This is a genomic window from Methylobacterium goesingense, from assembly GCF_022179225.1.
Classification (GTDB): domain Bacteria; phylum Pseudomonadota; class Alphaproteobacteria; order Rhizobiales; family Beijerinckiaceae; genus Methylobacterium; species Methylobacterium goesingense.
Genome location: NZ_BPQL01000089.1, coordinates 1 through 24,281 on the forward strand (window position 1 = coordinate 1; position 24,281 = coordinate 24,281).

Here is a 24,281-nt window from a genome sequence, read left to right on the forward strand (position 1 = left end):
CCGGCGGTTCGGCGGCGGCGGTGGCCGCCCGCCTCTGCCTCGGCGCCACCGCGACCGATACCGGCGGCTCGATCCGCCAGCCCGCCGCCTTCACCGGAACGGTCGGCATCAAGCCGACCTACGGCCGCTGCTCGCGCTGGGGCACCGTGGCGTACGCCTCCTCCCTCGACCAGGCCGGCCCGATCGCCCGTACGGTACGCGACTGCGCCATCCTGCTCGGCTCGATGGCGGGCCAGGATTCGCGCGACACCACCTGCGCCGACCTGCCCGTGCCCGATTTCGAGGCGGCAGTGGCGCGCGGCGTGAAGGGGCTGACCATCGGCATCCCTCAGGAGTATCGGGTCGCGGGCATGTCCGCCGAGATCCAGGCGCTCTGGGACCGGGGCGCCGACATGCTTCGGGACGCGGGCGCCACGATCCGCGAGATCTCGCTGCCGCACACGCAATATGCGCTGCCGGCCTACTACATCGTCGCCCCGGCGGAGGCCTCCTCGAATCTCGCCCGCTACGACGGCGTGCGCTACGGCCTGCGCGTGCCCGGCAAGGACATCGCTGGCCTCTACGAGAACACCCGTGCGGCGGGCTTCGGCCGCGAGGTGAAGCGCCGCATCATGATCGGCACCTACGTGCTCTCGGCCGGCTATTACGATGCCTATTACGTCCGCGCGCAGCGCATCCGCACCCTGATCAAGCGCGATTTCGAAGAGGCCTACGCCTCCGGCATCGACGCGATCCTGACGCCCGCCACCCCGTCGGCCGCCTTCGGCATCGGCGAGAAGGGCTCGGGCGACCCCGTGGAGATGTACCTGCAGGACGTCTTCACCATCACGGTGAACATGGCGGGCCTGCCCGGCATCTCGGTGCCGGCCGGTCTCGACGCGCAAGGCCTGCCCCTCGGGCTGCAGCTCATCGGTCGGCCCTTCGACGAGGAGACGCTGTTCGCCGCCGCCCAGGTGATCGAGGACGCCGCCGGACGGACCAAGCTGCCCGCCGCGTGGTGGGCATGAGGCGCGCCCGATGACCGTCCCGGTCTATCCCTTCGACGTCTGGATCTGGGCGGCGTTCGATCCGGTGCTGATCGCCATTGCCCTGGTGATGGGCTGGAAGTCGGACCAGTTCGTGAAGGTCATCCTCGTGTCGCTGATGGCCTTCGCGGTCTCGGTGCTGGTGTCGTGGGGCCTCACGGCCGTCGGCATTCCCTGGCCGGCGCCGGTGAGCCACGACGGACCGACCTTCTTCCCCATCCGCTGGATCGCGGGCTTCCTCTGGGGCACCCTGGGGTTCCTGGCGCACCAGCTCTACCGCCTGCGCGCTTGACCGCGCCGGTCGGTCCTTCCACCTTCGATCACTTGCACCCTTCCGGCGCTCACCCGCGCCCCGCAACGCTGAAACCGGGCCATCATGACCGCTGCCGTGAACCCCAAGAAGCTCATCAAGGGCGGCCTGCACGACTGGGAGGTCGTGATCGGCATGGAGATCCACGCCCAGGTCACGAGCCGCTCCAAGCTCTTCTCCGGGGCCTCGACGGAATTCGGCGGCGAGCCGAACGACCATGTCTCCCTGGTCGATGCGGCCATGCCCGGCATGCTGCCGGTCATCAATGAGGAGTGCGTGGCCCAGGCGGTGCGCACGGGCCTCGGCCTGAAGGCGCAGATCAACCACCGCTCGGTGTTCGACCGGAAGAACTACTTCTACCCGGACCTGCCGCAGGGCTACCAGATCAGCCAGTTCAAGGACCCGATCGTCGGCGAGGGCGAGGTGTTGGTCGATCTGCCCGAGGGCGAGACCATCACGGTGGGCATCGAGCGGCTGCATCTCGAACAGGATGCCGGCAAGTCCCTGCACGACCAGAACCCGACCCAGAGCTTCGTCGACCTCAACCGTTCGGGCGTCGCCCTGATGGAGATCGTCTCGCGGCCGGATCTCCGCTCGTCGGAGGAGGCGCGCGCGTACGTAACCAAGCTGCGCACCATCCTGCGCTACCTCGGCACCTGCGACGGCGACATGGAGAAGGGCTCGCTCCGGGCCGACGTGAACGTCTCTGTGCGCAAGCCCGGCGACCCGCTCGGCACCCGCTGCGAGATCAAGAACGTCAACTCGATCCGGTTCATCGGCCAGGCCATCGAAACCGAAGCCCGGCGCCAGATCGCCATCATCGAGGATGGCGGCACGATCTCCCAGGAGACCCGCCTGTTCGATCCGGGCAAGGGCGAGACCCGCTCCATGCGCTCGAAGGAAGAGGCGCATGATTACCGCTACTTCCCCGACCCGGACCTGTTGCCGCTCGAATTCGACCAGGCCTACGTGGACGCGCTGGCCGCCGGCCTGCCGGAATTGCCCGACGCCAAGAAAGCGCGCTTCATCGAAACCTACGGCCTCAGCTCCTACGATGCCGGCGTGCTCATCGCCGAGCGCGCCTCGGCCGACTACTTCGAGGCGGTGGCCAAGGGCCGCGACGGCAAGGCCGCGGCGAACTGGGTCATCAACGAGCTGTTCGGCCGCCTCAACAAGGAAGGCCACAGCATCGAGGCGAGCCCGGTCTCGGCGACCCAACTCGGCGCCATCGTCGACCTGATCGGAGAGGGCGTCATCTCCGGCAAGATCGCCAAGGACCTGTTCGAGATCGTGTGGTCCGAGGGTGGCGACCCGCGCGAAATCGTCGAATCGCGCGGCATGAAACAGGTCACCGACACCGGCGCCATCGAGACTGCCGTGGACGACATCATCGCCAAGAACCCCGACAAGGTCGCCCAGGCGAAGGAGAAGCCGACCCTGCTCGGCTGGTTCGTCGGCCAGACCATGAAGGCCACCGGCGGCAAGGCCAACCCGGCGGCGGTGAACGCCCTGCTGAAGGCCAAGCTCGGGATCGATTAAGGGCCGGAGGCACCCGTCCCGATCGTTGGGAGGGCAGGATTCCGAACGCGGATCACCTTCGGCTGGTCGCGGACACCGAACGCACGGCAGCCGCCGCAGAAGCGCTCTACGACCGCATCCGGCGTGCGCTTGGCCCCGCGCTGCCGACCTCGGCCGACATCCGGCACGTGGGGGCGACCGCCATTCCGGGTTGCCTGACGAAGGGCGACCTCGACCTCGTGGTGCGGGTCGACGCGGCGGACTTTCCCGCGGCCGAGGTCTGCTTGGCGGCACGGTTCGCCCGCAATGCCGGCTCGATTCGAACGGAGGATTTCGCCGCGTTCGCGGATGACGGGCAGCCCCTTCCCCTTGGCATCCAGTTGACCGTCAAGGGCGGTCCCTTCGACGTCTTCCACCACTTCGCCGATGCCCTGCGTGGGGATGCCGGGCTGCTGGAGCGCTACAACGCCCTCAAGACACGCTGCGACGGATTGCCGATGGACGCCTATCGCGATGAGAAATCGCGCTTCATCGCCGCGGTTCTACGGCGGCTGCGCTGAACGCCGCGAGCGATCCGCTCATGCGTTTGACCGCTCGCGCCAAAGCGCAGCGGGTGGGTATCGAGACCGAGCCGTTGTAATGATCCATTACCGTGCGCACCGATCCAACGATCGGATCGGCGGCGGAAGCGGCCGAGGTGGGGCTGGTGCATGTCCGAAGTCGTGCCGCATGGCCGCTTCTGCGCCCCGAGAGACCGCTTCCGTCCCGTAATTCGCGTGTGCGCTGCTCAACGTCCGGGTCGAATCAGCCCCGGATGATCGTCGCAGCCGCCTGCTGGGGTGGCGTCATTCCCAAATCTCCTGCGTCTCGTCGGTCGTGATCGTCAGACGATCAAGGCCTCCTCGTTGCTTGAGCTGTGCTTTGCCGTCGAAGCACCACATCAAGGTGCGACCCAATCGGGGATACGTCAAGAGCCCTTTTTACGATTCGGCGACTGTATTCATTCCTGCCGAAATACGCTTAAAAATCCGTTCCGGGACAGGCCCTTGAGAGCATGGCCGCGCCACCCGCAGGCTTCTTGTCCTGGCGGTCACGATCTCGGCAGCTCGGCGTGCCGCTCAGAAACCCGGGGCCTTGGCGGCGCCGAGGATACGGCTCGGGCGCCCGTCGCTGCCGCCCTGGAGAACCACGACGTAGGAATCGGCTTCCGGCACCCGGGCGGCGTGGCGCGGGATCTCGAAATGCTCCGGCCGGCCGGTCCAGGTGCCGATGCGCTGCATCCCGCGAACCACGTTGATGTAGTCGAAGACCTGCCCCTTGTTCTCGCCGCCGCCGATGGAGACCCGGCGACGCCGCATCACCGGCAACAGCCAGAGGTCGGCCTGGGCCTCCGGACCGGTGCCGACGTCGATGCAGATCCGGTCGCCTTCCTCCCAGCTCTTGACCGTGACCTGGCTCGCGCTGCTCGCCCGAGCCCGGCGCAGGGCCCGCTCCAGGGACATCCGGTCCGAGCGGATCATCGAGGGCTCGCCGTTGACGATGGCCTGGGGCGTGAAGACCTGCCGCTCCCCGCGCAGGGACGCGTAGGCGCGCTGCCGCGCCGTGAAGGCCGCCTGGCCGTAGGCGTCCTTCCAGCCGAGGTAGTCCCAGTAGGTGATGGGGAAGGTGAGGGCGATCACACCAGGCTCCCGGGCGAAGTCGCCGAGCACCCGCGAGGCGGGCTGGCAGGAGGCGCAGCCCTGGCTGGTGTAGAGTTCGATGACCACGGGGTTGCGCTCCCCCGCGCCCGCCGGCGTCGCTCCCCCCGCGAGGGTCCCGATCAGGAGCAGGGCGAGGCCCAGGGTCGCGGTTCGGCGGAAGCGAGGCTGAGGGGCGGGCCGACTCATGATCGGGTCACGATACCGCCGCCGGACCCTCGACGGGCATCACGGTGCCTCGATCGGCCGGCGGGGCGGGGTCCGCCTTCGCCTTCGGCAGCATGTTGGGGCGCCAGCGACGGTGCATCCAGAGCCACTGGCCGGGGTTCTCGCGGATCCAGTCCTCGATCGTGCGCGTCATCATCTGCATCGCGCCCTGGACGTCGATGGCGCCCTCGGCGTCCCGCGGCAGGTCGAGGGGCGGTGTCAGTTCGAGGTGGAAGCGCGTGCCTTCGCGGCGGATCACCCGCACGCCGTGAACGGGGCACTCGTAGTGGCGGGCGAGCTTGGCCAGCAGCGGATTGACGAGGACCGGCCGGCCGAAGAACTCCACCACGACGCCGCGGGTGAAGTGCTGGTCGATGAGCTGGCCGAGATGGCCGCCACGGTCCACCACCCCCTGCATGGCGAAGACCGCGCCCTGGCCCGAGGCTGCCAGCCCACCCATGGTCTGGCGGCGCACCTCCTGCACGAGGCGCGCGGCGGCGGCATCGTTGGGTGGCCGGAAGATCGCGGTGGCGTCGAGACCGAACTTGGCGGCGCAGATCGCCGGCAATTCCCAGTTGGCGAGGTGGGCGGAGAAGATCAGACCGGCCTTGCCGTCGTCGCGCAGGTCCGCGAAATGGCCCTCGCCCTCGACGGTGATGTGCCGGCTCGCCGCGAGGTCCGCCAGATCGAGGTCGAACAGGGTGTGCAGGTGCGCGTATTCCGCGCCCGTGCGGCCGAGATTGTCCCAGGCCTGCCGGGCCAGGGCCCGGATCGTGGCCGCGTCGTGCTCGGGGAAGGCCGCCCGCAGGTTGTCCATCGCGGTGCGGTGGGCAGGCAGGAACGGCCCGATCGTGCGGACGAGGCGGCCGCCCACCGCGCTCGCGCGCTCACTCCCGAGGCGTCGGGCCAGCCAGAACAGCGACCGGATCAGCAGGACCATCGCGACCCCGGCAATCCGGGGCAGCTGACGCTTCAGGACGAGGGCGAGGCGGAGCAAGTCGATTCCCGTGACGCGGGGCGTTCCGGCGACGCCCTCGGCCCCTGGCATAATTCATTTCGCCCCGAAGGGCACCCGTGTGCGCGGCAACTCAGAGCGTCACCAGGATTTTTCCGAACACCTTGCGGGATTCCAGGCGCTCCAGCCCCTGCGCGAAGTCCGCGAGCGGCAGCACCGTGTCGATCACCGGCGTGATGCCCTGCGCCATCTTGGCCATGGCGTCGCGGATGTTGGCCATCGAGCAGCCGAATGAACCGGTGATGCGATATTGCTGCTGGAACAGCTGCATGAGGTTCATGCTGGTGGACACGCCCGAGGTGGAGCCGCAGGTAACGAGGCGCCCGCCGCGCTTGAGGCACAGGAGCGAGCCGTTCCAGGTGTCGGGCCCGACATGCTCGAACACCACGTCGACGCCCTTGCGCTTGGTCAGACGGCGGACCTCGCCCTCGAAGCGCTCCTCGCGGTAGTTGATGACGTGGTCGGCGCCGAGCGCCCGCGCCTTTTCGCCCTTGGCGTCGTCGCCCACCGTGGTGAACACGGTGCAGCCGATGGCCTTGGCCATCTTGATCGCCGCCGTGCCGATGCCGGATCCGCCGGCATGCACGAGGATGCTCTCGCCGGGCTCCAGGCGGGCGTTGTCGAACAGCATGTGCTGCACGGTCCCGAAGGCGACGGGCGCGCAGGCGGCGTCGGTGAAGCTGACGCCGTCCGGCATCTTCACCACGAGGCGGGCCTGCATGGTCACGCGCTCGCGGGCGAAGCCGTCGATGTGAAAGCCCATCACGCCGGAGACGTCCTCGCAGAGGTTGTCGCGGCCCTCCCGGCAGGCCTTGCATCGCCCGCAGGTCTGGGCGCCGTACATCGCCACCCGGTCGCCGGGCGCCAGCCCCTCGACGCCCTCGCCGACGCAGACGATCTCGCCCGAAGCCTCGGCCCCCACCGTCAGCGGCAGCTTGCGCTTGGCGAAGGCCATGCCGCGAAAGCCCCAGACGTCGATGAAGTTCAGGCCGACCGCGCGCACGCGGATCTGGACCTCGCCAGGGCCGGGGGCCGCAGGCTCCGCGACATCCTCAAGGCGCAGGTCGCGGTCACCGTGGAGCTGGAGGGCTTGCATGGGGCTCGTTTCTGTTCGCGGGGCACCGTCGATACCCCCGCAGGGGCCGGGCGTTCATGCGCCCCTCGCTATCCTCCGTGGGACGAGGCATCAACCCGCCGGGGCAGTCTCACTCCGGCGAGAGATAGCGCCGCCGGGCCCAGCCGAGGATCGGGCCGGCCTTGACCCGGCACCAGGTCAGCCCGCTCGGGGTCTCGGCAGTGCAGCCGAAGCCGCGCAGGCGGGCCCCCACGGGGGCCTGACCCAGGGCGGGCGCACCGGCATCGGGCGTCTCGCGGATGCTCAGGGTTTCGCCGCGCGGCAGGCCGTCGACGCGGAACGCCTCGGCCGCGGCGGCAGGGACGGCGACGAGGAGCACGAGGACCAGCGCGGCGGGAATCGGGACCATGGTCGGCTCGGGCCTCAGGAGCGGTGGACGCCCATCATCGCGGTCAGTCCGCCGTCGACGGGCAGGACGGCGCCCGTGATGTAGGCCGCCCCGTCGCCCATCAGGAAGGCGGCGAGCGCGGCGACATCCTCGGGCCTGGCGAAGCGGCCGGCGGGGATCTGGCGCTCCATCGTGGCCCGGTAGGCGGCGTAGGGGGCCATCATCCCGGTGTCGATGAAGCCCGGCGCGATCACGTTCACGGTGACGCCGCGTTTGGCCGATTCCACCGCCAGGGTGCGGCAATAGGCGATGAGGGCGCCCTTGGTGGCGGCATAGGCCGCATTGCCAGGATTGGCCTGAAGGGCGGCCACCGAGCCGATGGCGACGATGCGCCCCGCGCGCGCGCGGATCATGCTCCGGACGAGCGACTTCGCGAGACGGGTCAGCGACCAGAAGTTCACCTGCATGGCCGCCTCGGCCCGGTCCTGGTCCAGCATCGCCGCCAGCGCGTCGTAGGACTGGCCGGCATTGTGGACGAAGCCGTGGAAGCCCTCGCCGGCCTCGATCTCTTCGCAGAACGCCTCGACGGCGGCGCGGTCGGCGAGGTCGAGGGCCTGCGCGGCGATCGCGCGGTCGGTATGCGCCGCCGACAGCTCCGCCACCAACCGCTCGGCGGCCTCGGCGGAGGAGCGGTAGGTGAAGGCCACGTCGTGGCCGGCAGCGGCCAGCGCCCGCACGATCGCCGCGCCGAGGCCGGAGGCGCCGCCGGTGACGAGGACGCGGCGATTGCTCCCCACGCGATCGACTCCCGCGCTCATGCCGGCTCGTCCGCCAGGACGAGGCAGGTGTTCTGGCCGCCGAAGCCGAACGAGTTCGACAGGACCCGGCGCACGGGCACGTCGCGCGCCTGCGCCACGATATCGAGGGGGATGGCGGGGTCGGGCACCGCGTAGTTGATCGTCGGCGGGATGCGCCCGTGCGCGATGGTGAGGAGCGAGATCACCGCCTCCACCGCGCCTGCGGCCGTCAGCGTATGCCCGATCATCGACTTGTTGGAGGAGACCGGCAGGGCGCGGATGCGGTCGCCGAACACGGCCGCGCAGCTCATCGCCTCCATCTTGTCGTTCTCCGGCGTCGAGGTGCCGTGGGCGTTCACGGTGTCGATGGCGTCCGGCTCGGTGCCGGCGTCGTCCAGGGCCGCGCGGATCGCCGCGATGCCGGGCGCGCCGTCGGGGCTCGACCGGGTGCGGTGGAAGCCGTCGCCCTTCTCGCCGCAGCCGAGCACGTAGCCGAGGATCTTCGCGCCCCGCGCCCGCGCGGCTTGCGCGTCCTCCAGCACGAGGGCGCCCGCGCCCTCGCCCATGACGAAGCCGTCGCGGTTCTTCGAGAACGGTTTCGAGGCGGCCTCCGGCGGGTCGTTCTGGGTGGAGAGAGCCGAGAGCAGCGAAAAGCGGATCAGGGATTCCGGATTCACCGAGCCGTCGGTCCCGATGCAGAGGGCTGCGGTCACCTCGCCGCGCCGGATCGCCTCGACGCCGAGCTGGATCGCGGTGGCGCCGGACGAGCAGGCGGTGGAGAGCGAGATCGGCGAGCCCTTGGTGCCGAACCGGTCGGCGATCTGGTCGGCCACCGTGCCGAAGATGAAGAGGTCGTGCCAGGGGTCGAAGCGCCGGCTCGCGGCGGCGCGCTGGAGGTCCGTATAGGTGATCGGGCCGGTCTGACCGGAGGCCTCGGCCAGGGCCTGGCGCTGCGGCCACTCGATCTCCACCGGGGGCACGGCGATGAACAGGGCGCCGGGGAAGTCGCCGGGGCGGCCGATACCGGACTGCGCGATCGCCTCGTCGGCGGCGGCCTCCGCGAAGCGCTGGGACAGGGCCGGCGCCACCAGGGGGGCGGTGTCGAGGAAGTCGACGGTGCCGGCGATGCGGGTGCGCAGTCCGTCCGTGGGGAAGCGCCGGATGGCGTGGATGCCGGACCGGCCGGCCGTCAGGGCGGCCCAATTGTCGGCCTGGCCCTGCCCGAGGGACGTGACGATGCCGAGGCCGGTGACCGCCACCAGCGGCCGACCCTTCGCGTCCCGGCCCTTGGCATCACGAAAAGATTGGTTCGTCATCGCGCCGTCTTACACTCTTTTCGCCGCGACCGGGGTCTGGGAATACCCCGGGTCAGGCCGCCGTCACCCGGATCACGCCTTCGCCGCGCCGATGGCCCACCACCGTCACCGCCACCTCCCGCAAGCCCTTCTCGGAGACCAGGGCGGCGGCCAGGGCCACCCCGAACGGGGCCGTGGTCTCGAGGCTGTGGCCCGTCAGGTCGCCGAGCGCGGTGACGGAGACGCCGGGCGCGAGGCGTGCCAGGGCCGCGCCCTCCTCCGCCGTCACCGGCGCGACGCCGGTGGCGCCGGCGATCACCACGTCCGGGGCCGCGAGGCCCGTGGCCGCCCAAAGGGCCGCGAGGCTGGCCTCGGTGCTGCCCGGTGCGCGCTTCGTGCGGTCGCTGCCCACCGGGCCGAGGCGGGCGAGCGCCCGCGCCCCCCGTGAAGCGGCGTGCTCGGCCGCCTCCAGTACCAGGAAGGCGGCGGCACTGCCGAGGATGAAGCCGGCCTCGTCCTCCGGCACCCGGTCGAAGACCGGGCGGAAGTCGCGGGCGCGCAGGTAGCCGCCCATCTCGTGGATCACCATCACGTCGGGTCGCTCGGCGCTGTAGGAGCCGCCCACCAGCATGCAGTCGACCTGGCCGGAGGCGATCCGCGCCTGGGCGATGCGCAGGGCGTCGGTGCCGGCGGCCTCCTCGCCCATGAAGGTGCGCGAGGCGCCCGTGACTCCGTGGACGATGCCGATATTGCCGGCGAGCAGGTTCGAGAGCTGAGCCAGGAACAGGGTCGGACGCAGGTCGTTCTGCAGGTGCTCGTTGAGGTAGGCACCGGTGTCCTCGGCCGCGCGCAGGCCCGTGAGGATCGCGCCGTCCACCGCCGTGTCGCGCTCGCCGCCGCCGGCCGAGACCACGAGGTGCATGCGGCCCTTCAGTTCGGCATCGCCCTTCACCCCGGCGGATTCGAGGGCGAGGCCGGCGGCGTAGACGCCGAGGCGCTGCCACGGCTCCATCTGGCGCTGGTCCGATTTCTTCGGAATCTGGCCGTCGAGGGCGAGCGGCGCGACCGGATGCACCGTGTAGGGCGCGAAGGTCTCGGTGTCCGTGCGGGCGGGCGCGCCCGCGCCGAGGGCCGCGAGATGCGCGGCGATGCCCTCGCCCGCGCAGGAGACGAGGCCGATGCCGGTGACGACGACGTCGCGGAATTCGCTCATGCGGGTTCGCCAGCCAGATCGAACAGGCCGATATTCCGCGCCCGGGCGCGCATCGGCGCGTCGAGACCCGGCGGGAACGGCATGGTGCGGAAGCGCAGCTCCGCATCGGCCAGCGGCTTGCCGTCGTGCCGGATCGCCGCCTTGGTCACGGCGTAGCCCGAGCCGTCATGCTCCAAGCTCGCCTCGATCCGCAGTTCGGCGCCGGGGCCAACGAAGGACCGGAAACGCGCCTTGTCGACGCCCATCAGGAACGGCATCTGCCGGAAACCCAGATGGGCGAGCACGAGGTAGCCCGAGGCCTGAGCCATGGTCTCGGTGAGCAGCACGCCCGGCACCAGCGGGTGCTCGGGGAAATGCCCCTCGAAGACCGGGCTCTCCATCGGCACGCGGGCCAGGGCCTCGATCCGGCCGGCCTCCCGGTCGAAGCGGGTCACGGCGTCGATCATCTCGAAATATTCGAGGCGCATGGCGTCCTAAGGTCCCGTGCGGGCGGGTTTCGCGAAGAGGCCGCGCCGGCTCGCGGCGGTTCGGCTCAGGCTTTGGCGGCTTTCTCGGCCACCAGGGCGTCGATGCGGGCGCAGAGGTTCTTCAGGACGAAATACTCCTCAGCCGGCACCTTGCCCTCGTTGACCTCCTGGGTCCACCGCTCGAGGGGGAGCTTGATGCCGAAGGCCTTGTCCACCGCGAAGGCGATGTCGAGGAAGGCCAGCGAATCGATTCCGAGGTCGTCGATGGCGTGGCTCTCGGGCGAGATCGTGTCGCGCGGGATGTCGGCGGTGTCACTGATGATGTCCGCGACGCGGTCGAAGGTGGCGGTATGGGTCTGGTCGGACATGCGTTCTCGCCGTGTGACTGGGTATCCCGCCGGATTCGGCCCGTGCCGATCGGGGGCCGGAGCGATCCGGCGCATGGTGCCCGGTGCCCCCGGTCGCGCAGCATGCCCCTTCGGCCGGCGTTTCCGCCGCCCTGGACAGTGAAGGCGGTCCCTTACACGAGGGGGGTAAGAGGGGCAACCTTGGCCATCACGGCGTCGCGATCGGGCGACCGCCTCCATTCCGATCCTTCGCCGATGGACTAGATGCACGAGCAGGACGTGGGTGCCGCAGGCGCGGCCGCTCCGCACGAGGTCGAGCAAGACGATGGCACACCTTCCCTCCGTGACGCCGGCCGGAGCGCCGCCGATGGGCGCGCCCGACCCGCGCCTGTCCCCCGACCATCCGTCGCGTGCGGGCGCGCACCCGCTGTCGGGGCCGTCGCAGAGCCTGGCCCGCCTCGCCCTGGTCCTCGTCCTCGCGGGCCTCGGGATCTGGGTGCTGCACCACTTCATCCCGGCGCTCGTCTGGGCGGTGATCCTGGCGATCGCCCTCGGCCCCCTCTACGCCCGCGCCGAGCGGCGCTGGCCGCCGGGTCGGCACAACATCCTGCTGCCGCTCCTGTTCACCGCGGCGGTGGCGCTGGTGTTCTTGATCCCCCTGTTGGTGCTGGGCGTGCAGGCGGCGCGCGAGGCCCACGACGTGGTCGCTTGGGCGCGCTCCTTCGAGAAGTCCGGCATCCCGGTTCCTGACTTCCTCGGGCATCTGCCCTTCGGCGCGGCGCAGGCGCAGGGCTGGTGGGCGGAGAACCTGAGCCACCCCGCCGCCGGCTCGGAGCTCCTGCACCGCTTCGACAATTCCTCGGTGATCGGGGTGACCCGCAGCCTCGGGGCGCAGATCGTCCGGCGCGTCGTCCTGTTCGGCTTCACCCTGGTGGCGCTGTTCTTCCTGTTCCGCGACGGCCGGGAGGTCGCCGCGCAGGTGCTCGCCGCCAGCGCGAAGCTGTTCGGCCCACGCGGCGAGCGGGTGGCGCGGCAGATGGTGGCCTCGGTCCACGGCACCGTGGACGGCCTCGTCCTCGTCGGCCTCGGCGAGGGCGTACTCCTGGGCATCGTCTACTATTTCGCCGGAGTGCCGCACCCGGTGCTGCTCGGGGCGCTGACGGCGGTGGCGGCGATGATCCCGTTCGGGGCGCCCCTGGTCTTCGGCATCGCGGCCGCGATCCTGCTCGCGAACGGCGCGGTGGTGCCGGCGGTGGTCGTGGTGGTGGCGGGCTTCGTCGTCACGTTCGTGGCGGACCACTTCGTGCGCCCGGCGCTGATCGGCGGCACGACCCGCCTGCCGTTCCTCTGGGTGCTGCTCGGCATCCTCGGCGGCGTCGAGACCTTCGGTCTCCTCGGCCTGTTCCTCGGCCCGGCCGTGATGGCCGCGCTGATCCTGCTCTGGCGGGACTTCACGCAGGGAGACGCCGGGCCCGCCGAGGCACCCCGGGCCTGAGCCCGGGGCGCCCGGAGCGTCCTTACGCCGGGCGCGGCAACTGGCAGCTGTCGAGGGCCGAGAGCGCCTTGGCGCGGGCCGAATCGTTGAAGTAGCCGGTGCTGCGGTAGGCATCGAGCTCGCCCCGGTCGAGGCTCGCGAGCGTCCGGTTCGCGTAGCAGCCGCAGGGGCGGGCCAGCGAGACCTCCGAGACGTTCTGCAGGCGGGCCTGGGTGACGGTGCAGGCGTGGCGCACGCGACCCGTGAGGTTGCCGGTGGAGGCCGTCTTCAGCGCCGGGTCGGGGGCGTAGCCTTCGAGCGACGCGGTCGGGCCGGACTTGTTGGCGTTGCAGGCGGCGACGAGCGAAAGCAGGCCGGCGGCGAGCAGAAGCCGGCCGGTGCGCGGAGCGGTGAGGCGCATGGAATGTCGGGTCCGTGAAAGCGATTCGGGAACGAACCGGTTTCCCGTGAGGGTCCCGCCCGCGCAAGGGCAGCGGGGCCACAGTGGAGACGCAAACGCCGCCGCCCCGGAGGGGCGACGGCGTGCGGATCCGGTCATAGCCGACCCGGTCGGATGTTCGGAGCAACCGGCGGATGCCGGAACCGCGATTCAGCCGGCGATGTCGGAATCCTTGAAGAACTGCGCGATCTCGGCCTTGGCGTTCTCCAGGCTGTCGGAGCCGTGGACGGTGTTCTCGCCGACCGACTCGGAGAAGGTCTTGCGGATGGTGCCCTCGTCGGCGTTGGCCGGGTTGGTGGCGCCCATCACTTCGCGGTACTTGGCGACGGCGTTCTCGCCCTCGAGCACCTGCACGACGACGGGGCCTGAGGTCATGAACTCCACGAGCTCGCCGAAGAACGGGCGCTCCTTGTGGATCTCGTAGAACTTTTCCGCCTGCTCGCGGCTCATCTGGATGCGGCGCTGGCCGACGATGCGCAGGCCCGCCTTCTCGATCACGGCGTTGACCGCTCCGGTCAGGTTCCGCTTCGTCGCGTCGGGCTTGAGAATGGAGAAGGTGCGCTCGGTGGCCATGGTCCGTCCGGTTGTGATCGCTCAGCCGAAAATGGCTTCGGCGCCGGGCTTATAGCGGGCGGACTCCCCACCCTCAACCCGAGGCGCGTTCGCGGGGGATTGTGGACGATTTTCCGCAATCATGGCTTTGGCGCAACACCGCCGGAAATTCGCCTGAATGCGGGCTCTTCCTGGGGCCAAGACGACAGACCCCGATTTCACCGCCCCACAGGAGACCCGGACATGCGCGTCGCTCTTTCCGCCGCCCTCATCCTCGCCGGCCTGATTCCCGCCTCCGCCGCGCCGGCCCAGGACCCCACGGGCACCTGGCTCACCGGGGACGGGCGCGCCAAGGTGCGCATCGACCGCTGCGGCCCGGGTGCCGCCAACATCTGCGGCAAGGTGGTCTGGGCCAAGACCGCGACCAACGAGGACGGCACCCCGCGCACGGACATCAAGAACCCCGATCCGAAGAAGCGCAGCCGCCCCGTCCTCGGCCTCACGCTCCTCGACAACCTGAAGCCCGAGGAGACGAAGTTCTCCGGCGAGATCTACAACGCCGACGAGGGCAAGATGTACCAGGTCAGCCTGGAGCGCGAGAGCAGCTCGGAGCTGTCGGTCTCGGGCTGTCTGCTCAAGGTCCTGTGCGGCTCGCAGACCTGGACCCGGGTGCCGGACGTGAACCAGCAGGCCGCCGCGCAGCCGGAGCCGGCCCTCAAGCCCGCCCCGAAAGCCGCGAAAGCCGCGCCCGCGAAGGCCGCCGCGCCGGCCGAGTGAGGTCGGTTGCTCAGACCGCCGCGAAGCCGCGCTGCACGGCCGGGCGCGCCATGACGCGCTCGAGCCAAGCCCGCACGTTCGGCACGCTGGCGAGCGGAATGTTCTGCTTCTCGTGGTACTTGGCCCAGGGCAGGATGGCGATGTCGGCGATGGAGAAGTCCCCCGCCACGTAGTTCCGGTCGGCCAGCCGCCGGTCGAGGACGCCGTAGAGGCGCTGGGCCTCCGCGGTGAAGCGCTCGATGGCGTAGGGGATCTTCTCCTGCGCGTAGATCCGGAAATGGTGCGCCTGGCCGAGCATCGGCCCGAAGCCCGCCACCTGCCAGAACAGCCACTCGTCCACCGCTACCCGTGCGCGCTCGTCGGCCGGGTAGAGGCAGCCGGTCTTGCGGCCGAGATACTGCAGGATCGCGCCCGATTCGAACACCGTGATCGGTTCGCCGCCCGGCCCGTCCGGGTCCACGATGGCGGGGATCTTGTTGTTGGGCGAGATCGTCAGGAAGTCCGGCGCCATCTGGTCGCCCCGGCCGATGTTCACCGGCACCACCCGGTAGGGCAGGCCGCACTCTTCCAGCATGATCGGGATCTTCCAGCCGTTCGGCGTGCTCCAAGTGTGCACGTCGATGGGTTTTCCCGGCGCGTGTGCCATGTGCGGTTCTAATCCAGCGCAGAAGAAGCTCGTCCCGAGCCCCGGATCAATCCGGAACGCGCGGCGATGGTTGCAGAGGCCGTGCCAGCGGCGCGGACAGGGGACATGCGCCGAAGTCCGGGCGATCGGCGCGTGCCGTGATTTGCGCTTGCCCCAGCCCAGGGTTGTGGTGTGATGCGGCCGGAGCGCCCGCCGGTGGCGCCGAGGATTCCGGGGGTCGTCATGCTGTCGTTCCGTTCGCACCGTTGTGTCACGTTTGTCCAGGCTGCGTTCTTCGCGGCCTTCGCGCTCCTGGCAAGCCCCCTGGCCGGGCCCCTCGTCGCGGGCGGTGCGCTGGCGCAAGGCGCGGCCGCCCCCAAGGAGGCCAAGGAGCCGAGCGTGGGGCAGAGCGCGGCGCGCGAGCGCCAGAAGAAGTGCGGGGCGGAGTGGCGCGCCCTCTCGGTCTCCGACAAGGCCGCGCAGGGACCGAAATGGCCCCAGTACTACAGCAAGTGCGTGAAGCGCCTGAAGCAGATCAAGGCCTGAGCGCGGGAACCGGGCCGCGTGCTTTGCGGCGCGCCGACGGAACGTAAGCCTGGCCGTCCCGGTTGCCGAACCGGTCAGGCGTGAATTCTCTGGATGCGACGATGCAGGAACGGCAGGCGCTGCAGCGCGTGGTGGCGGTGGTGGCCCTCGTTCCGGTGCTGTCGGGCCTCTACGGGGTCCTGTTCGGCCTGAACGGCATCGGCCGCAGCGGTCTGGTGGACATCTCGGCCGACAGCCACTTCCGCTACCTGTCCGGCCTGCATCTCGGCATCGGCATCCTGTTCTGGACCTGCGTGCCCGGCATCGAGGCCAAGACCAAGCTGTTCCGCTTCCTCACCCTGGTGGTGGCCCTCGGCGGCCTCGCGCGCCTGCTGGGTCTGGCCCTGACCGGGCTGCCCTCCCTGGTGATGATGGCAGCGCTCGCCGTCGAGCTCGGGGTGACGCCGCTGCTCTGCCTGTGGCAGGCGCGGGTGGCGGCCCGGTCCGCGGACGGCGCCGGCCCGGGGATTGCCGCGTGACCGGGGCCGCACGGGCCGCGCCGGAGGGGAACCGGCCTGGCTTCGCCGACCGGGCCCTGACGCTGGCCGAGCGCGTGGTGCCGAAGCCCGCCGCCTGGGCCTTCGCGTTCCGGATCTGGCTCGCCATGATCCTGGCGCTCTACGCGGCGTTCTGGCTGCAGCTGTCGAGCGCGTCCTCAGCCGCCGTCTGCGTGGCGATCCTGGCCCAGCCCACCCGAGGACAGGCCCTCTCGAAGGCGCTCTACCGCTTCCTCGGCACGCTGGTGGGCGCGGTCGTGGCCATCGTCCTGATGGCGCTGTTCGCCCAGGACCGGGTGCTGCTCCTGGTCTCCTTCGCCACCTGGCTGGGGCTGTGCGTCTTCACCGCCCACTTCCTGCAGGACAGCCGGGCCTACGGCGCCATGCTGTCGGGCTACACCGTGGCGATCATCGCCATCGCGCACATCGACACGCCGCAGAGCACCTTCGACGCCGCCGTCGACCGGGTCGCGGCGATCACCCTCGGCATCGTGGCGATCACCCTCATCAACGACGCCCTCGGCACGCCGAGCATCTGGCGCAACGTGCGCGACACCCTCGCGGGCGCCATCGCCGAGACGCGGGCCTTCGCCCGCGAAACCCTGGAGCGGGGCGATCCCGGCACCCTGCGGACCGCCGCCCTGATCCAGCGGATCGCGGCGATGCGAGGCGACGCCGGCGCCATCGCGGGCGAACTCGACGACGGGCCGGACCGGGCCGCCGGCGCCCGCAGCGCCATCGCGGCGCTCTACGTGATGGCGGCGGCCGCCCGCCACCTGCGCATGGCCCTCGCGCGCCTGCCCGAGGCGTCGGCGGGCGTCGGCGAGGCGCGCCGCCTCTGCCTCGAACTCACCGAGCCGGGGGCCGATCCCGGGGCCGCCGTCGCGCGCCTGTCCGACCTTGTGGCGCAGGCCCTGTCCGGGGGCGATACGCCCCTCGACGAGATCCTCGCCCTGCAGCGCGCCCTCGATTTCGCCCGCGCGGCCGCGTTCGCGCAGGACGGCCACCGGGTGCTGGCGCAGGGCGGCCGGCCCTTGCGCGACGTGCCCCTGCCCACCCACCGCGACGTTCCGGAGGCCCTGCGTGGGGCGCTGCGCGTGGCGATCGCCTTCGCTTTGAGCGCGCTCTTCCTCATCGCCGCCGGCTGGCCGGCGACCTCCTTCGCCCTGGTGCAGGTAGCGGCCACCTGCGCCCTGTCCTCGATCAACCCCGATCCCCGGGCCTTCGCCAAGGGCGTGCTCATCGGCATGCCGCTGGCGGCCCTGTGCGCGGGCATCGTTCTGTTCGGGGCGCTGGCGGGCGTGCAGGGCTTTCCGCTCCTGGCCATCGCCATGGCGCCGGTGGTGTTCGTGGCCTGCTTCCTCAGCCTCAACCCGCCGACCTTCGGCATCGGCTTCATCCTTCTGGTGTTTTTCCCCGTCCTGCTCTCGCCCGCCAACCCGCAGAGCTACGACCCGCAGGGTTTCCTCACCAACGCCCTGCTGGTGATGGTGTCGGCGCTGATCCTGTTCTTCACCGTGCGGCTGGTGCTGCCGGTCTCGAAGGCGCGGCATCGGGCCTTCGCCCTCGATTCGGCGCGACGCGCCTTGGCCGAAGCCCTGGCCGGGCGGGGCGGGGACGCCACCACCCGCACCAGCCTCAACAGCGACCGCCTGCTGCAATTCGCCCGCTGGAGCTCGGGCAGCGCCGCCGTGCGGGGGGCGAGCCTCGCGCGGGCCTTCGAGCTCGCGCGCCTCGAATCGGCGGCCGCCCGCGCGCATGCGCAGTTGCGGGGCCTCGCGCGGGATGCGGCCCTCGCGCCCGCCGCCGAGGAGGCCGGAGCGGCGATCCGCGCGGTCGATGCCGGCCGGATGCTGGATAGCGCCCGTGCTCTGCGGGCAATGGGGCCCCGGGCCGCGCAGGAGACGCGCCTGCACCTCGCCCGCGCGATCAGCGACCTCGCCACCGCCGCGCACGTGATCGCCGGGCAGAGACGCTTCCTGCGCCGCCTCGGCGTGAGGGCCGCCTGATGCGCAGCGACCTCGACCTCGGCGGTATCCTCGTATCGCCGTTCGTCGCCTACGCCGCCGGCGCGCTGGCGATCCTGATTGTCCTGCGGCTGACCTTCGCCCGGCTCCGCGTCGCCCGCTACGTCGCCAACCCGCCCCTGGCGGAGGCCGGCCTCTACGTCTGCATCCTTGCCCTCCTGATCGTGTTCTTCTGACGATGGCCGACGACACCACCGACACGTCCGCGCGCCCACCCGCCACGGGCAACGGGGAGGGCAAGGGGGCGGGCAAGGGAGAAGGCGGATCGCCCGACACCCGCCCGCGCCGCTCCGGCCGGGGCCGCCGGCTCCTGCGCCTGGTGGTCACCGGGTTCATCCTGGCCTGCGCGCTGGTCGCGGCGGCTCTGGTCTGGCAGTTCTACGTCACCGCGCCCTGGACCCGGGACGGGCGGGTGCGCGTGCAGGTGGCGGCCGTCGCCCCCCAGGTCTCGGGCCAGATCACGGAGTTGCGCGTCACCGACAACCAGACGGTGAAGAAGGGCGACGTGCTCTACGTCATCGATCCGTTCGACTTCGAGGTGGCGGTGGCCTCGGCCCAGGCCGAGATCGAGAACCGGGAGGCGGATCTCCAGGTCAAGCGGACCCAGGCCGCGCGGCGCGAGGCGCTGACCACCCTCTCCACCTCCGTGGAGGAGAAGCAGCAATATGCCGGCACCGCCAAGATCGCGGAGGCCGCGCTCGCCTCGGCCAAGGCGCAGCTGTCGCAGGCCAAGGTCAACCTGCAGCGCACCCAGGTGCGTGCGCCGGTGAACGGCCGGGTGACCAACCTGCTCCTGCGGACGGGCGAATACGCCAGCACCGGCACGGTCAACGTCGCGATCATCGACACCGACTCGTTCTGGATCGACGGCTATTTCGAGGAGACCAAGATGGCCCACATCCACGTGGGCGATCCGGTCACGGCCGAACTCCTCGGCTACGATCCGCTCCTGAGCGGCACCGTGGAGAGCATCACGCTGGGCATCAGCACTGCCAACGCGACGGCGAGCACGCAGGGGCTGCCCAACGTCGACCCGGTCTATACCTGGGTGCGGCTGGCCCAGCGCGTGCCCGTGCGCATCCGGATCGACCGCGTGCCGGAGGGCGTCACCCTGGTGGCCGGCATGACCGCCACCGTCTCGGTGGGCGAGCCCGGCCGGCATCGCACCGACTGGCTCGCCCGCTTGCGCGCGCGCTTCGGCAGCGGGGTGGCGCCGACGCCGTAGCGCGCATTCAGCGCCGCGCCTCGGTGGCCATCCGGATGGCGAGACCCGCCAGGACGGTCCCCATGATCCAGCGCTGGACCACCGCGAAGGTCGGCCGGCGCACGAGAAACGCCGCGATGGAGGCCGCCGAGAGGGCGACGAGGGCGTTCACCGCGACGCTGACGGCGATCTGCACCGCTCCCAGCACGAGGGCCTGGACCAGCACGCTCCCGTTCGCCGGGCTGATGAACTGGGGCAGCAGCGACAGGTACACCACCGCGATCTTCGGGTTCAGCAGGTTGGTGAACAGGCCCATCAGGAAGAGCCGGCGCGGGCTGTCCGCCGGGAGTTCCTTGACCTCGAAGGGCGAGCGCCCGCCCGGCCGCAGGGCCTGCCAGGCCAGCCAGAGAAGGTAGAGCGCCCCCGCGAAGCGGATCGCGTCATAGGCGTAGGGCACCGCCAGCACGAGGGCGGTGAGGCCGAAGGCGGCACACAGCATGTAGACGACGAAGCCGAGGGCCACGCCGCCGAGGGAAATCAGTCCGGCCCGGTGTCCCTGCGAGAGCGAGCGCGAGATCAGGTAGACCATGTTGGGCCCTGGCGTCAGGGCCATGCCGAGGGCGACCAACGCGAAGGCGAGGAGATTGCTGAGGTCGGGCATGGGGGTTTTCTGACCGTGTTCAGAGGGCGGCAACGCCCCGGGATCGCTCCCGGGGCGCCATTTGACCGGGCCGCCAGTCTGATCGGGCTGGGGAACGCGACGGTCAAATCGAGGATCGGCCCCCGGGGTCTCAGTAGGTGCCGAACTTGTAGTTCAGGCCGGCGCGCACCACGGCGAAGTCGTCGGAGCGGCGGCTGGTGTAGCCGGTGGTGGACGCATAACCGGTGCCGGAGACGTTGTAGACCGTGCCGGTGCTGTTCGAATAGGCGAACGCGCCGTTGGTGCCGTTCCGGTCGAGGCTAACATAGAGGCCCTCCACCTTCACCGTGACGGCGGAAGACTTGAAGAAGTTCAGGAAGGAATCCGCCGGCAGGGCATACTCGATACCGCCGCCGGCGGCCCAGCCCGTGCGAAAGCTGTCGCTGGTGCTGTTGGGCAGGCCGAAGCTGGTGCCGCCTCCGCCGCCATAGGCGAAGCCGCCGGTGCCGTAGACGAGGGTCCGGTCGAAGGCGTAGCCGAGACGGCCGCGCACGGTGCCGAAATAGTCGAGGTTCGACAGGCCGTTCGGGTTCACGAAGGTGATGTCGGCGTTCGGCGTGCCCGTGAAGGTGGCGGTGTTCCGCCCCGAGCCGAACCCGAGATACTGGGCGTCGGCCTCGACACCGATCACGAAGCCGGAGCCCGGCGTGAACTGGTAGTTGTATCCGATCTGGCCACCGCCCGTGAAACCCTCGTTGTTGCGGCTGTTGCTGAAGGTCGCGATGCCGGGCGCGCCGCCATTGTCGATGAGCCCCGAGGCCGCGCTGGTGGTGATCGTGGTCGAGCCGTTGCTGCCGCTGCCGGCATCGAAGCCGTAGCCCGCGTTGAAGCCCGCATAGAAGCCGGTCCAGCTGAAGACCGGGACGGCGGTAAAGACCGGCGGCGCCGCTCGGCGCGGCAGGTCGGCGGCCAGGGCCGCCCCGGTGATGAGGAGGGCCACGGGGCCCGCGTGAAGGACTTGCTTGATCATGGAAGCCTCGTTGTCTTCGGGCGCGTGGTCCAGGTCCCGGCGCCGACGCGGCGCATCGCTCCGCGAAGGGGCGTGAGCGTCCGGTGGACCGGCCGTCCCGGTGCGGGTCCGTGGTCGCGGCGACCACCTCTTCTCAATGCGTGGGAAATTTACCCACGTCAATAAGAGCTAGACCGTGAGCGTGCGCCTGCGCACGAGCGCGGGCGAACCGGATCGCGAGGATGAGGCGTTCGGGCGTGGCCGATCCGGGGCCGGGGCGACGCGTTCGCCGATTCGCGCAAGGCGGCCCTCGCCGACACGCTGTCGGCGAGGAATGAGAAGGGTCGATGCCCGTGCCCTAGTCGGCGGGCCGGGTTTGGACCGCCGCTAGTCGATCCACTCGCCGGCGCGCATCACCGGGACGGCGCGCCCCTCCGCGGAGAGGCCGTCGACGTCGATTTGGTCCGAGCCGATCATCCAGTCGATGTGGATCAGGCTGCGGTTGGCGCCGCGCGCCGCGAGGTCGTCCTCGCTGAAATCCGCGCCGCCATTGCGGAAACACTTGCTGTAGGCTTGACCCAAAGCGATGTGGCTCGCGGCATTCTCGTCGTAGAGGGTGTTGTAGAACAGCAGCCCCGAGGCGGAGATCGCCGAGGAGGCCGGCACCAGGGCGACCTCGCCGAGGCGGCAGGCGCCCTCGTCCGTTTCCAGTACCTTGGCGAGCACGTCGCCGCCGGTGCGGGCGCTGGCCTCGACGATGCGGCCAGCCTCGAAGCGCACGCTGATGCCGTCGATCAGGGTGCCCTGGTAGGAGAGGGGCTTGGTGCTGGTGACGGTGCCGTCCACCCGGTCCTTGTGAGGCGTGGTGAACACCTCCTCGGTCGGGATGTTGGCGTTGCAGACGATGCCGCTGCGCGAGGCCGAGGCGCCGCCGCACCATTCGTGGTCGTCGGCCAGCCCCACCGTGAGGTCGGTGCCGGGGCCGAAGAACCGCAGGGCCGCGAAGCGATGGGCGTTGAGGGCGTTCATGCGCGCGTGCAGCGCCGCGTTGTGCGCCTCCCAGGCCGCCACCGGGTCGGGGCCGTCCACCCGCGAGGCCGCGAAGATCGCGTCCCACAGGCGGGCGATCGCCTCGTCCTCGGGCAGGTTCGGGAACACCGTGCGGGCCCAGGGGGCGGTCGCGGCAGAAACGATGGTCCAGTTGGTGGAGAAATTGGCGATGAGTTCGAGGGCCGGCACGTAGGCCTTCGAGCGGGCGCGGTTGGCGCGCGCGACTTTCGCCGCATCCTGGCCCGCCAGCAGGGCGGGGTCGTCGCCCGCGATGGCGAGGCGCGCCGCGCCGTTGCGGTAAGCCTCGGCCATGCCGGCATAGAGCCAGCCGGCGGCGGTGTCGAAGGCCGCCTCGGGGGCGTGGGCGAAGCGGGCCAGGGTGGCGGCGTCGTCCGAGTAGAAGGTGGTCACCAGGGAGGCGCCTGCCTTGTACGCCTGCTCCGTGATGGCACGGGCGAGGGGCACCGTCTCGAGGGGCGCGGTGATGACCAGTTCCTGGCCCGGCCGGAGACCGAGGCCAACTTTCACGGCGACCTCGGCGAGGCGCTGCAGCCGCTCGGTATGCGGCGCTGCGCCCGACGGCGCGGCCCCGTGGGTTGTCTGCGCGATCCCGTCCATGCCGTCTCTCCCGGTGCTGCCTCGAGCGTCCGCGCTCAAGATCGGGACTCGGGACGGCCCGTCAAGCCTCCCGGAACGGCCGGGGCGGACCGACGCTCAGGCGGCGCGCGACCAGGTGATCTCGCCGAGGTTCTCGCGGAAGGCGAAGCGCAGGAGATGGTCGGAGACCACGTTCTCCAGGCGGGTGAGGGCGGCCGGATCGGGGGTGGCGACGCGCATCAGCAGGGCGTCGGGGCCGGCCTCGAAGGTGCAGACCCGGTCCTCGCCGAACGGCACGCGCCCGGAATCCTCGGTGGCTTCCACCGGGAACTTGTGGCTCCAGTGGCGGCAGAGTTGCTTGAGGTAGCGGCTGGCCTCGGCGGTGGGAACGCGCGCCTGGGAAATCGGCATCGAACGGGTCTCCTGCTCGGTCTTCGCTCGCGGCCCGCCAGACGGACCGCCTCGTCGCGACGGCGGGGTGGTTCCCGCCATCAGAGGCCGGAAGGGTTAAAGCCGGGCTAATCCGCCGCAGCGCACCCAACCGACCTTTCTTGGGTACCAACCTCTTCCACCGGCACCGCAGCCAATTTATGGCGCGTTGCAGTCGATAATCTGGCCTTCCTTTGTGCGTCGCACAATAACAATCCGCCGATATCGGGTTCGGTTCCGGCAAAATTGTTTTTGCGCGGGTCTCAAGGCGCGGTCGGATCCGGCAGAATTTTGCCGGGATTGAGGATATTCCGGGGGTCGAGCGCGGCCTTGAGCGTGCGCATCAGGTCGAGGGCGACGGGATCGGCGGTGCGACCGAGCTCGGCCCGCTTCAGGAGCCCGACCCCGTGCTCGGCGGCGATGGACCCGTCGAGGGCCAGCACGATGTCGTGCACGATGCGATTGAAGCGGTCCCACAGGGCGAGGAAGGCGGCGCGGTCCATGCCGACCGGCTGGCTCAGGTTGAAGTGGATGTTGCCGTCCCCGAAATGCCCGAAGGCGCAGACGCGCAGGCCCGGCAGTTCCGCCTCGCAGGCCCGGGTCGCCCGCGCGAGGAATTCCGGCAGCCTGGAGAGCGGCACCGAGACGTCGTGCTTGATCGAGGCGCCCTCGGCCTTCTGGACCTCGGACAGGCTCTCGCGCAGGTCCCAGAAGGCCAGGGCCTGCGCCTCGCTCGCCGCGAGCACGGCGTCCTCCAAGAGCCCGCGGGCCTGCGCCCGCGCCAGCATCGGCTCCAGCACGGTGCCGGCATCCTCACCAGGGCGCGTGGTGGAGACCTCGACCAGGGCGTAGGCCGCGTGCCGTCCCGCCAGGGGGCGCCGCGCCCCGGCCCGATGGCGCAGGACGATCTCGAGGCCGAAGGGCGCGACGTATTCGAAAGCCGTGAGCCCGGCGCCGGCCTCGGCCCGGAGCGCCACGAACAGCGCCAGGGCGGCCTCGGC

The 24,281-nt window shown here is 70.7% G+C and carries 28 protein-coding genes; 11 read left to right on the plus strand and 17 right to left on the minus strand.

Translation table 11 applies throughout. The features are described from left to right. The 4 genes from MFF30_RS16625 to MFF30_RS16640 all read left to right on the plus strand — a co-directional run. Positions 1 to 1,007 (plus strand): amidase family protein (locus MFF30_RS16625; protein WP_238280598.1); only part of this gene is annotated, 1,007 nt, incomplete at its 5' end. A 10-nt stretch (positions 1,008 to 1,017) separates the two neighbouring features. After that, on the plus strand, positions 1,018 to 1,317 hold the full coding sequence (locus tag MFF30_RS16630) for a hypothetical protein (protein WP_238280599.1): 300 nt from the start codon (positions 1,018 to 1,020) through the stop codon (positions 1,315 to 1,317). 84 nt (positions 1,318 to 1,401) lie between these two features. Then, complete coding sequence (gene gatB, locus MFF30_RS16635) at positions 1,402 to 2,874, plus strand: Asp-tRNA(Asn)/Glu-tRNA(Gln) amidotransferase subunit GatB (protein ID WP_238280600.1); 1,473 nt, start codon at positions 1,402 to 1,404, stop codon at positions 2,872 to 2,874. Positions 2,875 to 2,990: 116 nt separating this feature from the next. After that, entirely contained in the window at positions 2,991 to 3,413 is a 423-nt protein-coding gene (locus MFF30_RS16640) for a GrpB family protein (protein WP_238280623.1), read from the plus strand. Positions 3,414 to 3,971: 558 nt separating this feature from the next. On the opposite strand, the gene MFF30_RS16645 is transcribed toward MFF30_RS16640, so the two are convergent. The 9 genes from MFF30_RS16645 to MFF30_RS16685 all read right to left on the minus strand — a co-directional run bounded on the left by MFF30_RS16645 (position 3,972) and on the right by MFF30_RS16685 (position 11,375). Further along, positions 3,972 to 4,739, minus strand: coding sequence for a DUF1223 domain-containing protein (locus MFF30_RS16645; protein WP_238280601.1), 768 nt, complete (start codon positions 4,737 to 4,739; stop codon positions 3,972 to 3,974). 7 nt (positions 4,740 to 4,746) lie between these two features. After that, positions 4,747 to 5,754 carry a lipid A biosynthesis lauroyl acyltransferase gene (locus MFF30_RS16650; RefSeq protein WP_238280624.1) on the minus strand — a complete coding sequence of 336 codons (1,008 nt, stop codon included), beginning with the start codon at positions 5,752 to 5,754 and terminating at the stop codon, positions 4,747 to 4,749. A gap of 91 nt (positions 5,755 to 5,845) precedes the next feature. Continuing rightward, the gene (locus MFF30_RS16655) at positions 5,846 to 6,868 is read right to left on the minus strand and encodes a zinc-binding dehydrogenase (RefSeq protein ID WP_238280602.1); all 1,023 of its coding nucleotides are present in this window, start codon (positions 6,866 to 6,868) and stop codon (positions 5,846 to 5,848) included. A gap of 109 nt (positions 6,869 to 6,977) precedes the next feature. Next, positions 6,978 to 7,256, minus strand: coding sequence for an SH3 domain-containing protein (locus tag MFF30_RS16660; protein ID WP_238280603.1), 279 nt, complete (start codon positions 7,254 to 7,256; stop codon positions 6,978 to 6,980). A 14-nt stretch (positions 7,257 to 7,270) separates the two neighbouring features. Further along, positions 7,271 to 8,053: an SDR family NAD(P)-dependent oxidoreductase gene (locus MFF30_RS16665; RefSeq protein ID WP_238280604.1), complete on the minus strand. Its 783-nt coding sequence runs from the start codon at positions 8,051 to 8,053 to the stop codon at positions 7,271 to 7,273. Continuing rightward, complete coding sequence (locus MFF30_RS16670) at positions 8,050 to 9,348, minus strand: beta-ketoacyl-ACP synthase (protein WP_238280605.1); 1,299 nt, start codon at positions 9,346 to 9,348, stop codon at positions 8,050 to 8,052. The genes MFF30_RS16665 and MFF30_RS16670 overlap by 4 nt, the downstream gene beginning before the upstream one ends. A 52-nt stretch (positions 9,349 to 9,400) precedes the next feature. Next, the gene (locus MFF30_RS16675; RefSeq protein WP_238280606.1) at positions 9,401 to 10,540 is read right to left on the minus strand and encodes a beta-ketoacyl-ACP synthase; all 1,140 of its coding nucleotides are present in this window, start codon (positions 10,538 to 10,540) and stop codon (positions 9,401 to 9,403) included. Further along, positions 10,537 to 11,007: a 3-hydroxyacyl-ACP dehydratase FabZ family protein gene (locus MFF30_RS16680; protein ID WP_238280607.1), complete on the minus strand. Its 471-nt coding sequence runs from the start codon at positions 11,005 to 11,007 to the stop codon at positions 10,537 to 10,539. Before MFF30_RS16680 ends, MFF30_RS16675 begins: the two co-directional genes overlap by 4 nt. Positions 11,008 to 11,072: 65 nt before the next feature. Beyond that, positions 11,073 to 11,375, minus strand: a complete 303-nt coding sequence (locus MFF30_RS16685) for an acyl carrier protein (protein WP_238280608.1) — start codon at positions 11,373 to 11,375, stop codon at positions 11,073 to 11,075. A 346-nt stretch (positions 11,376 to 11,721) separates the two neighbouring features. Here MFF30_RS16685 and MFF30_RS16690 point away from each other — a divergent pair, with 346 nt between their 5' ends. Beyond that, the gene (locus MFF30_RS16690) at positions 11,722 to 12,849 is read left to right on the plus strand and encodes an AI-2E family transporter (RefSeq protein WP_373320923.1); all 1,128 of its coding nucleotides are present in this window, start codon (positions 11,722 to 11,724) and stop codon (positions 12,847 to 12,849) included. Positions 12,850 to 12,871: 22 nt separating this feature from the next. Here MFF30_RS16690 and MFF30_RS16695 read toward each other — a convergent pair whose 3' ends face one another. Next, a complete protein-coding gene (locus MFF30_RS16695) occupies positions 12,872 to 13,249 on the minus strand; it encodes a hypothetical protein (protein ID WP_238280610.1) in 378 nt (125 codons plus the stop codon). 189 nt (positions 13,250 to 13,438) lie between these two features. Beyond that, entirely contained in the window at positions 13,439 to 13,861 is a 423-nt protein-coding gene (gene ndk, locus MFF30_RS16700; RefSeq protein WP_238280611.1) for a nucleoside-diphosphate kinase, read from the minus strand. Between the two features lie 222 nt (positions 13,862 to 14,083). On the opposite strand from ndk, the gene MFF30_RS16705 reads away from it, so the two are divergent. Then, positions 14,084 to 14,617, plus strand: coding sequence for a DUF2147 domain-containing protein (locus tag MFF30_RS16705; RefSeq protein WP_238280612.1), 534 nt, complete (start codon positions 14,084 to 14,086; stop codon positions 14,615 to 14,617). 10 nt (positions 14,618 to 14,627) lie between these two features. Here the strand turns inward: MFF30_RS16705 and MFF30_RS16710 are convergent, their stop codons facing one another. After that, on the minus strand, positions 14,628 to 15,263 hold the full coding sequence (locus tag MFF30_RS16710; RefSeq protein ID WP_238280613.1) for a glutathione binding-like protein: 636 nt from the start codon (positions 15,261 to 15,263) through the stop codon (positions 14,628 to 14,630). Positions 15,264 to 15,485: 222 nt separating this feature from the next. Between MFF30_RS16710 and MFF30_RS16715 the strand changes: the two genes are divergently transcribed. The 5 genes from MFF30_RS16715 (at position 15,486) to MFF30_RS16735 (ending at position 19,576) form a co-directional block, all read left to right on the plus strand. Beyond that, entirely contained in the window at positions 15,486 to 15,788 is a 303-nt protein-coding gene (locus tag MFF30_RS16715) for a hypothetical protein (RefSeq protein WP_238280614.1), read from the plus strand. 101 nt (positions 15,789 to 15,889) lie between these two features. Beyond that, the gene (locus MFF30_RS16720) at positions 15,890 to 16,306 is read left to right on the plus strand and encodes a DUF4345 domain-containing protein (protein WP_238280615.1); all 417 of its coding nucleotides are present in this window, start codon (positions 15,890 to 15,892) and stop codon (positions 16,304 to 16,306) included. Next, positions 16,303 to 18,333 (plus strand): FUSC family protein, encoded by a 2,031-nt coding sequence (locus tag MFF30_RS16725; RefSeq protein ID WP_238280616.1) that lies wholly within the window; start codon positions 16,303 to 16,305, stop codon positions 18,331 to 18,333. Before MFF30_RS16720 ends, MFF30_RS16725 begins: the two co-directional genes overlap by 4 nt. After that, the gene (locus MFF30_RS16730) at positions 18,333 to 18,527 is read left to right on the plus strand and encodes a DUF1656 domain-containing protein (protein ID WP_238280617.1); all 195 of its coding nucleotides are present in this window, start codon (positions 18,333 to 18,335) and stop codon (positions 18,525 to 18,527) included. The genes MFF30_RS16725 and MFF30_RS16730 overlap by 1 nt, the downstream gene beginning before the upstream one ends. Positions 18,528 to 18,529: 2 nt before the next feature. Then, complete coding sequence (locus tag MFF30_RS16735) at positions 18,530 to 19,576, plus strand: efflux RND transporter periplasmic adaptor subunit (RefSeq protein WP_238280618.1); 1,047 nt, start codon at positions 18,530 to 18,532, stop codon at positions 19,574 to 19,576. A 7-nt stretch (positions 19,577 to 19,583) separates the two neighbouring features. On the opposite strand, the gene MFF30_RS16740 is transcribed toward MFF30_RS16735, so the two are convergent. The 5 genes from MFF30_RS16740 to MFF30_RS16760 all read right to left on the minus strand — a co-directional run. Then, on the minus strand, positions 19,584 to 20,216 hold the full coding sequence (locus MFF30_RS16740) for a LysE family translocator (RefSeq protein WP_238280619.1): 633 nt from the start codon (positions 20,214 to 20,216) through the stop codon (positions 19,584 to 19,586). A 130-nt stretch (positions 20,217 to 20,346) separates the two neighbouring features. Further along, positions 20,347 to 21,222: an outer membrane protein gene (locus MFF30_RS16745; protein ID WP_373320924.1), complete on the minus strand. Its 876-nt coding sequence runs from the start codon at positions 21,220 to 21,222 to the stop codon at positions 20,347 to 20,349. 369 nt (positions 21,223 to 21,591) lie between these two features. After that, positions 21,592 to 22,872, minus strand: a complete 1,281-nt coding sequence (locus MFF30_RS16750) for an aminopeptidase (protein WP_238280621.1) — start codon at positions 22,870 to 22,872, stop codon at positions 21,592 to 21,594. A 96-nt stretch (positions 22,873 to 22,968) separates the two neighbouring features. After that, positions 22,969 to 23,262: a DUF2218 domain-containing protein gene (locus MFF30_RS16755; protein WP_238280622.1), complete on the minus strand. Its 294-nt coding sequence runs from the start codon at positions 23,260 to 23,262 to the stop codon at positions 22,969 to 22,971. A 281-nt stretch (positions 23,263 to 23,543) separates the two neighbouring features. Then, a partial coding sequence (locus MFF30_RS16760) for an FAD-binding oxidoreductase (protein WP_283205911.1) occupies positions 23,544 to 24,281 on the minus strand: 738 nt, incomplete at its 5' end.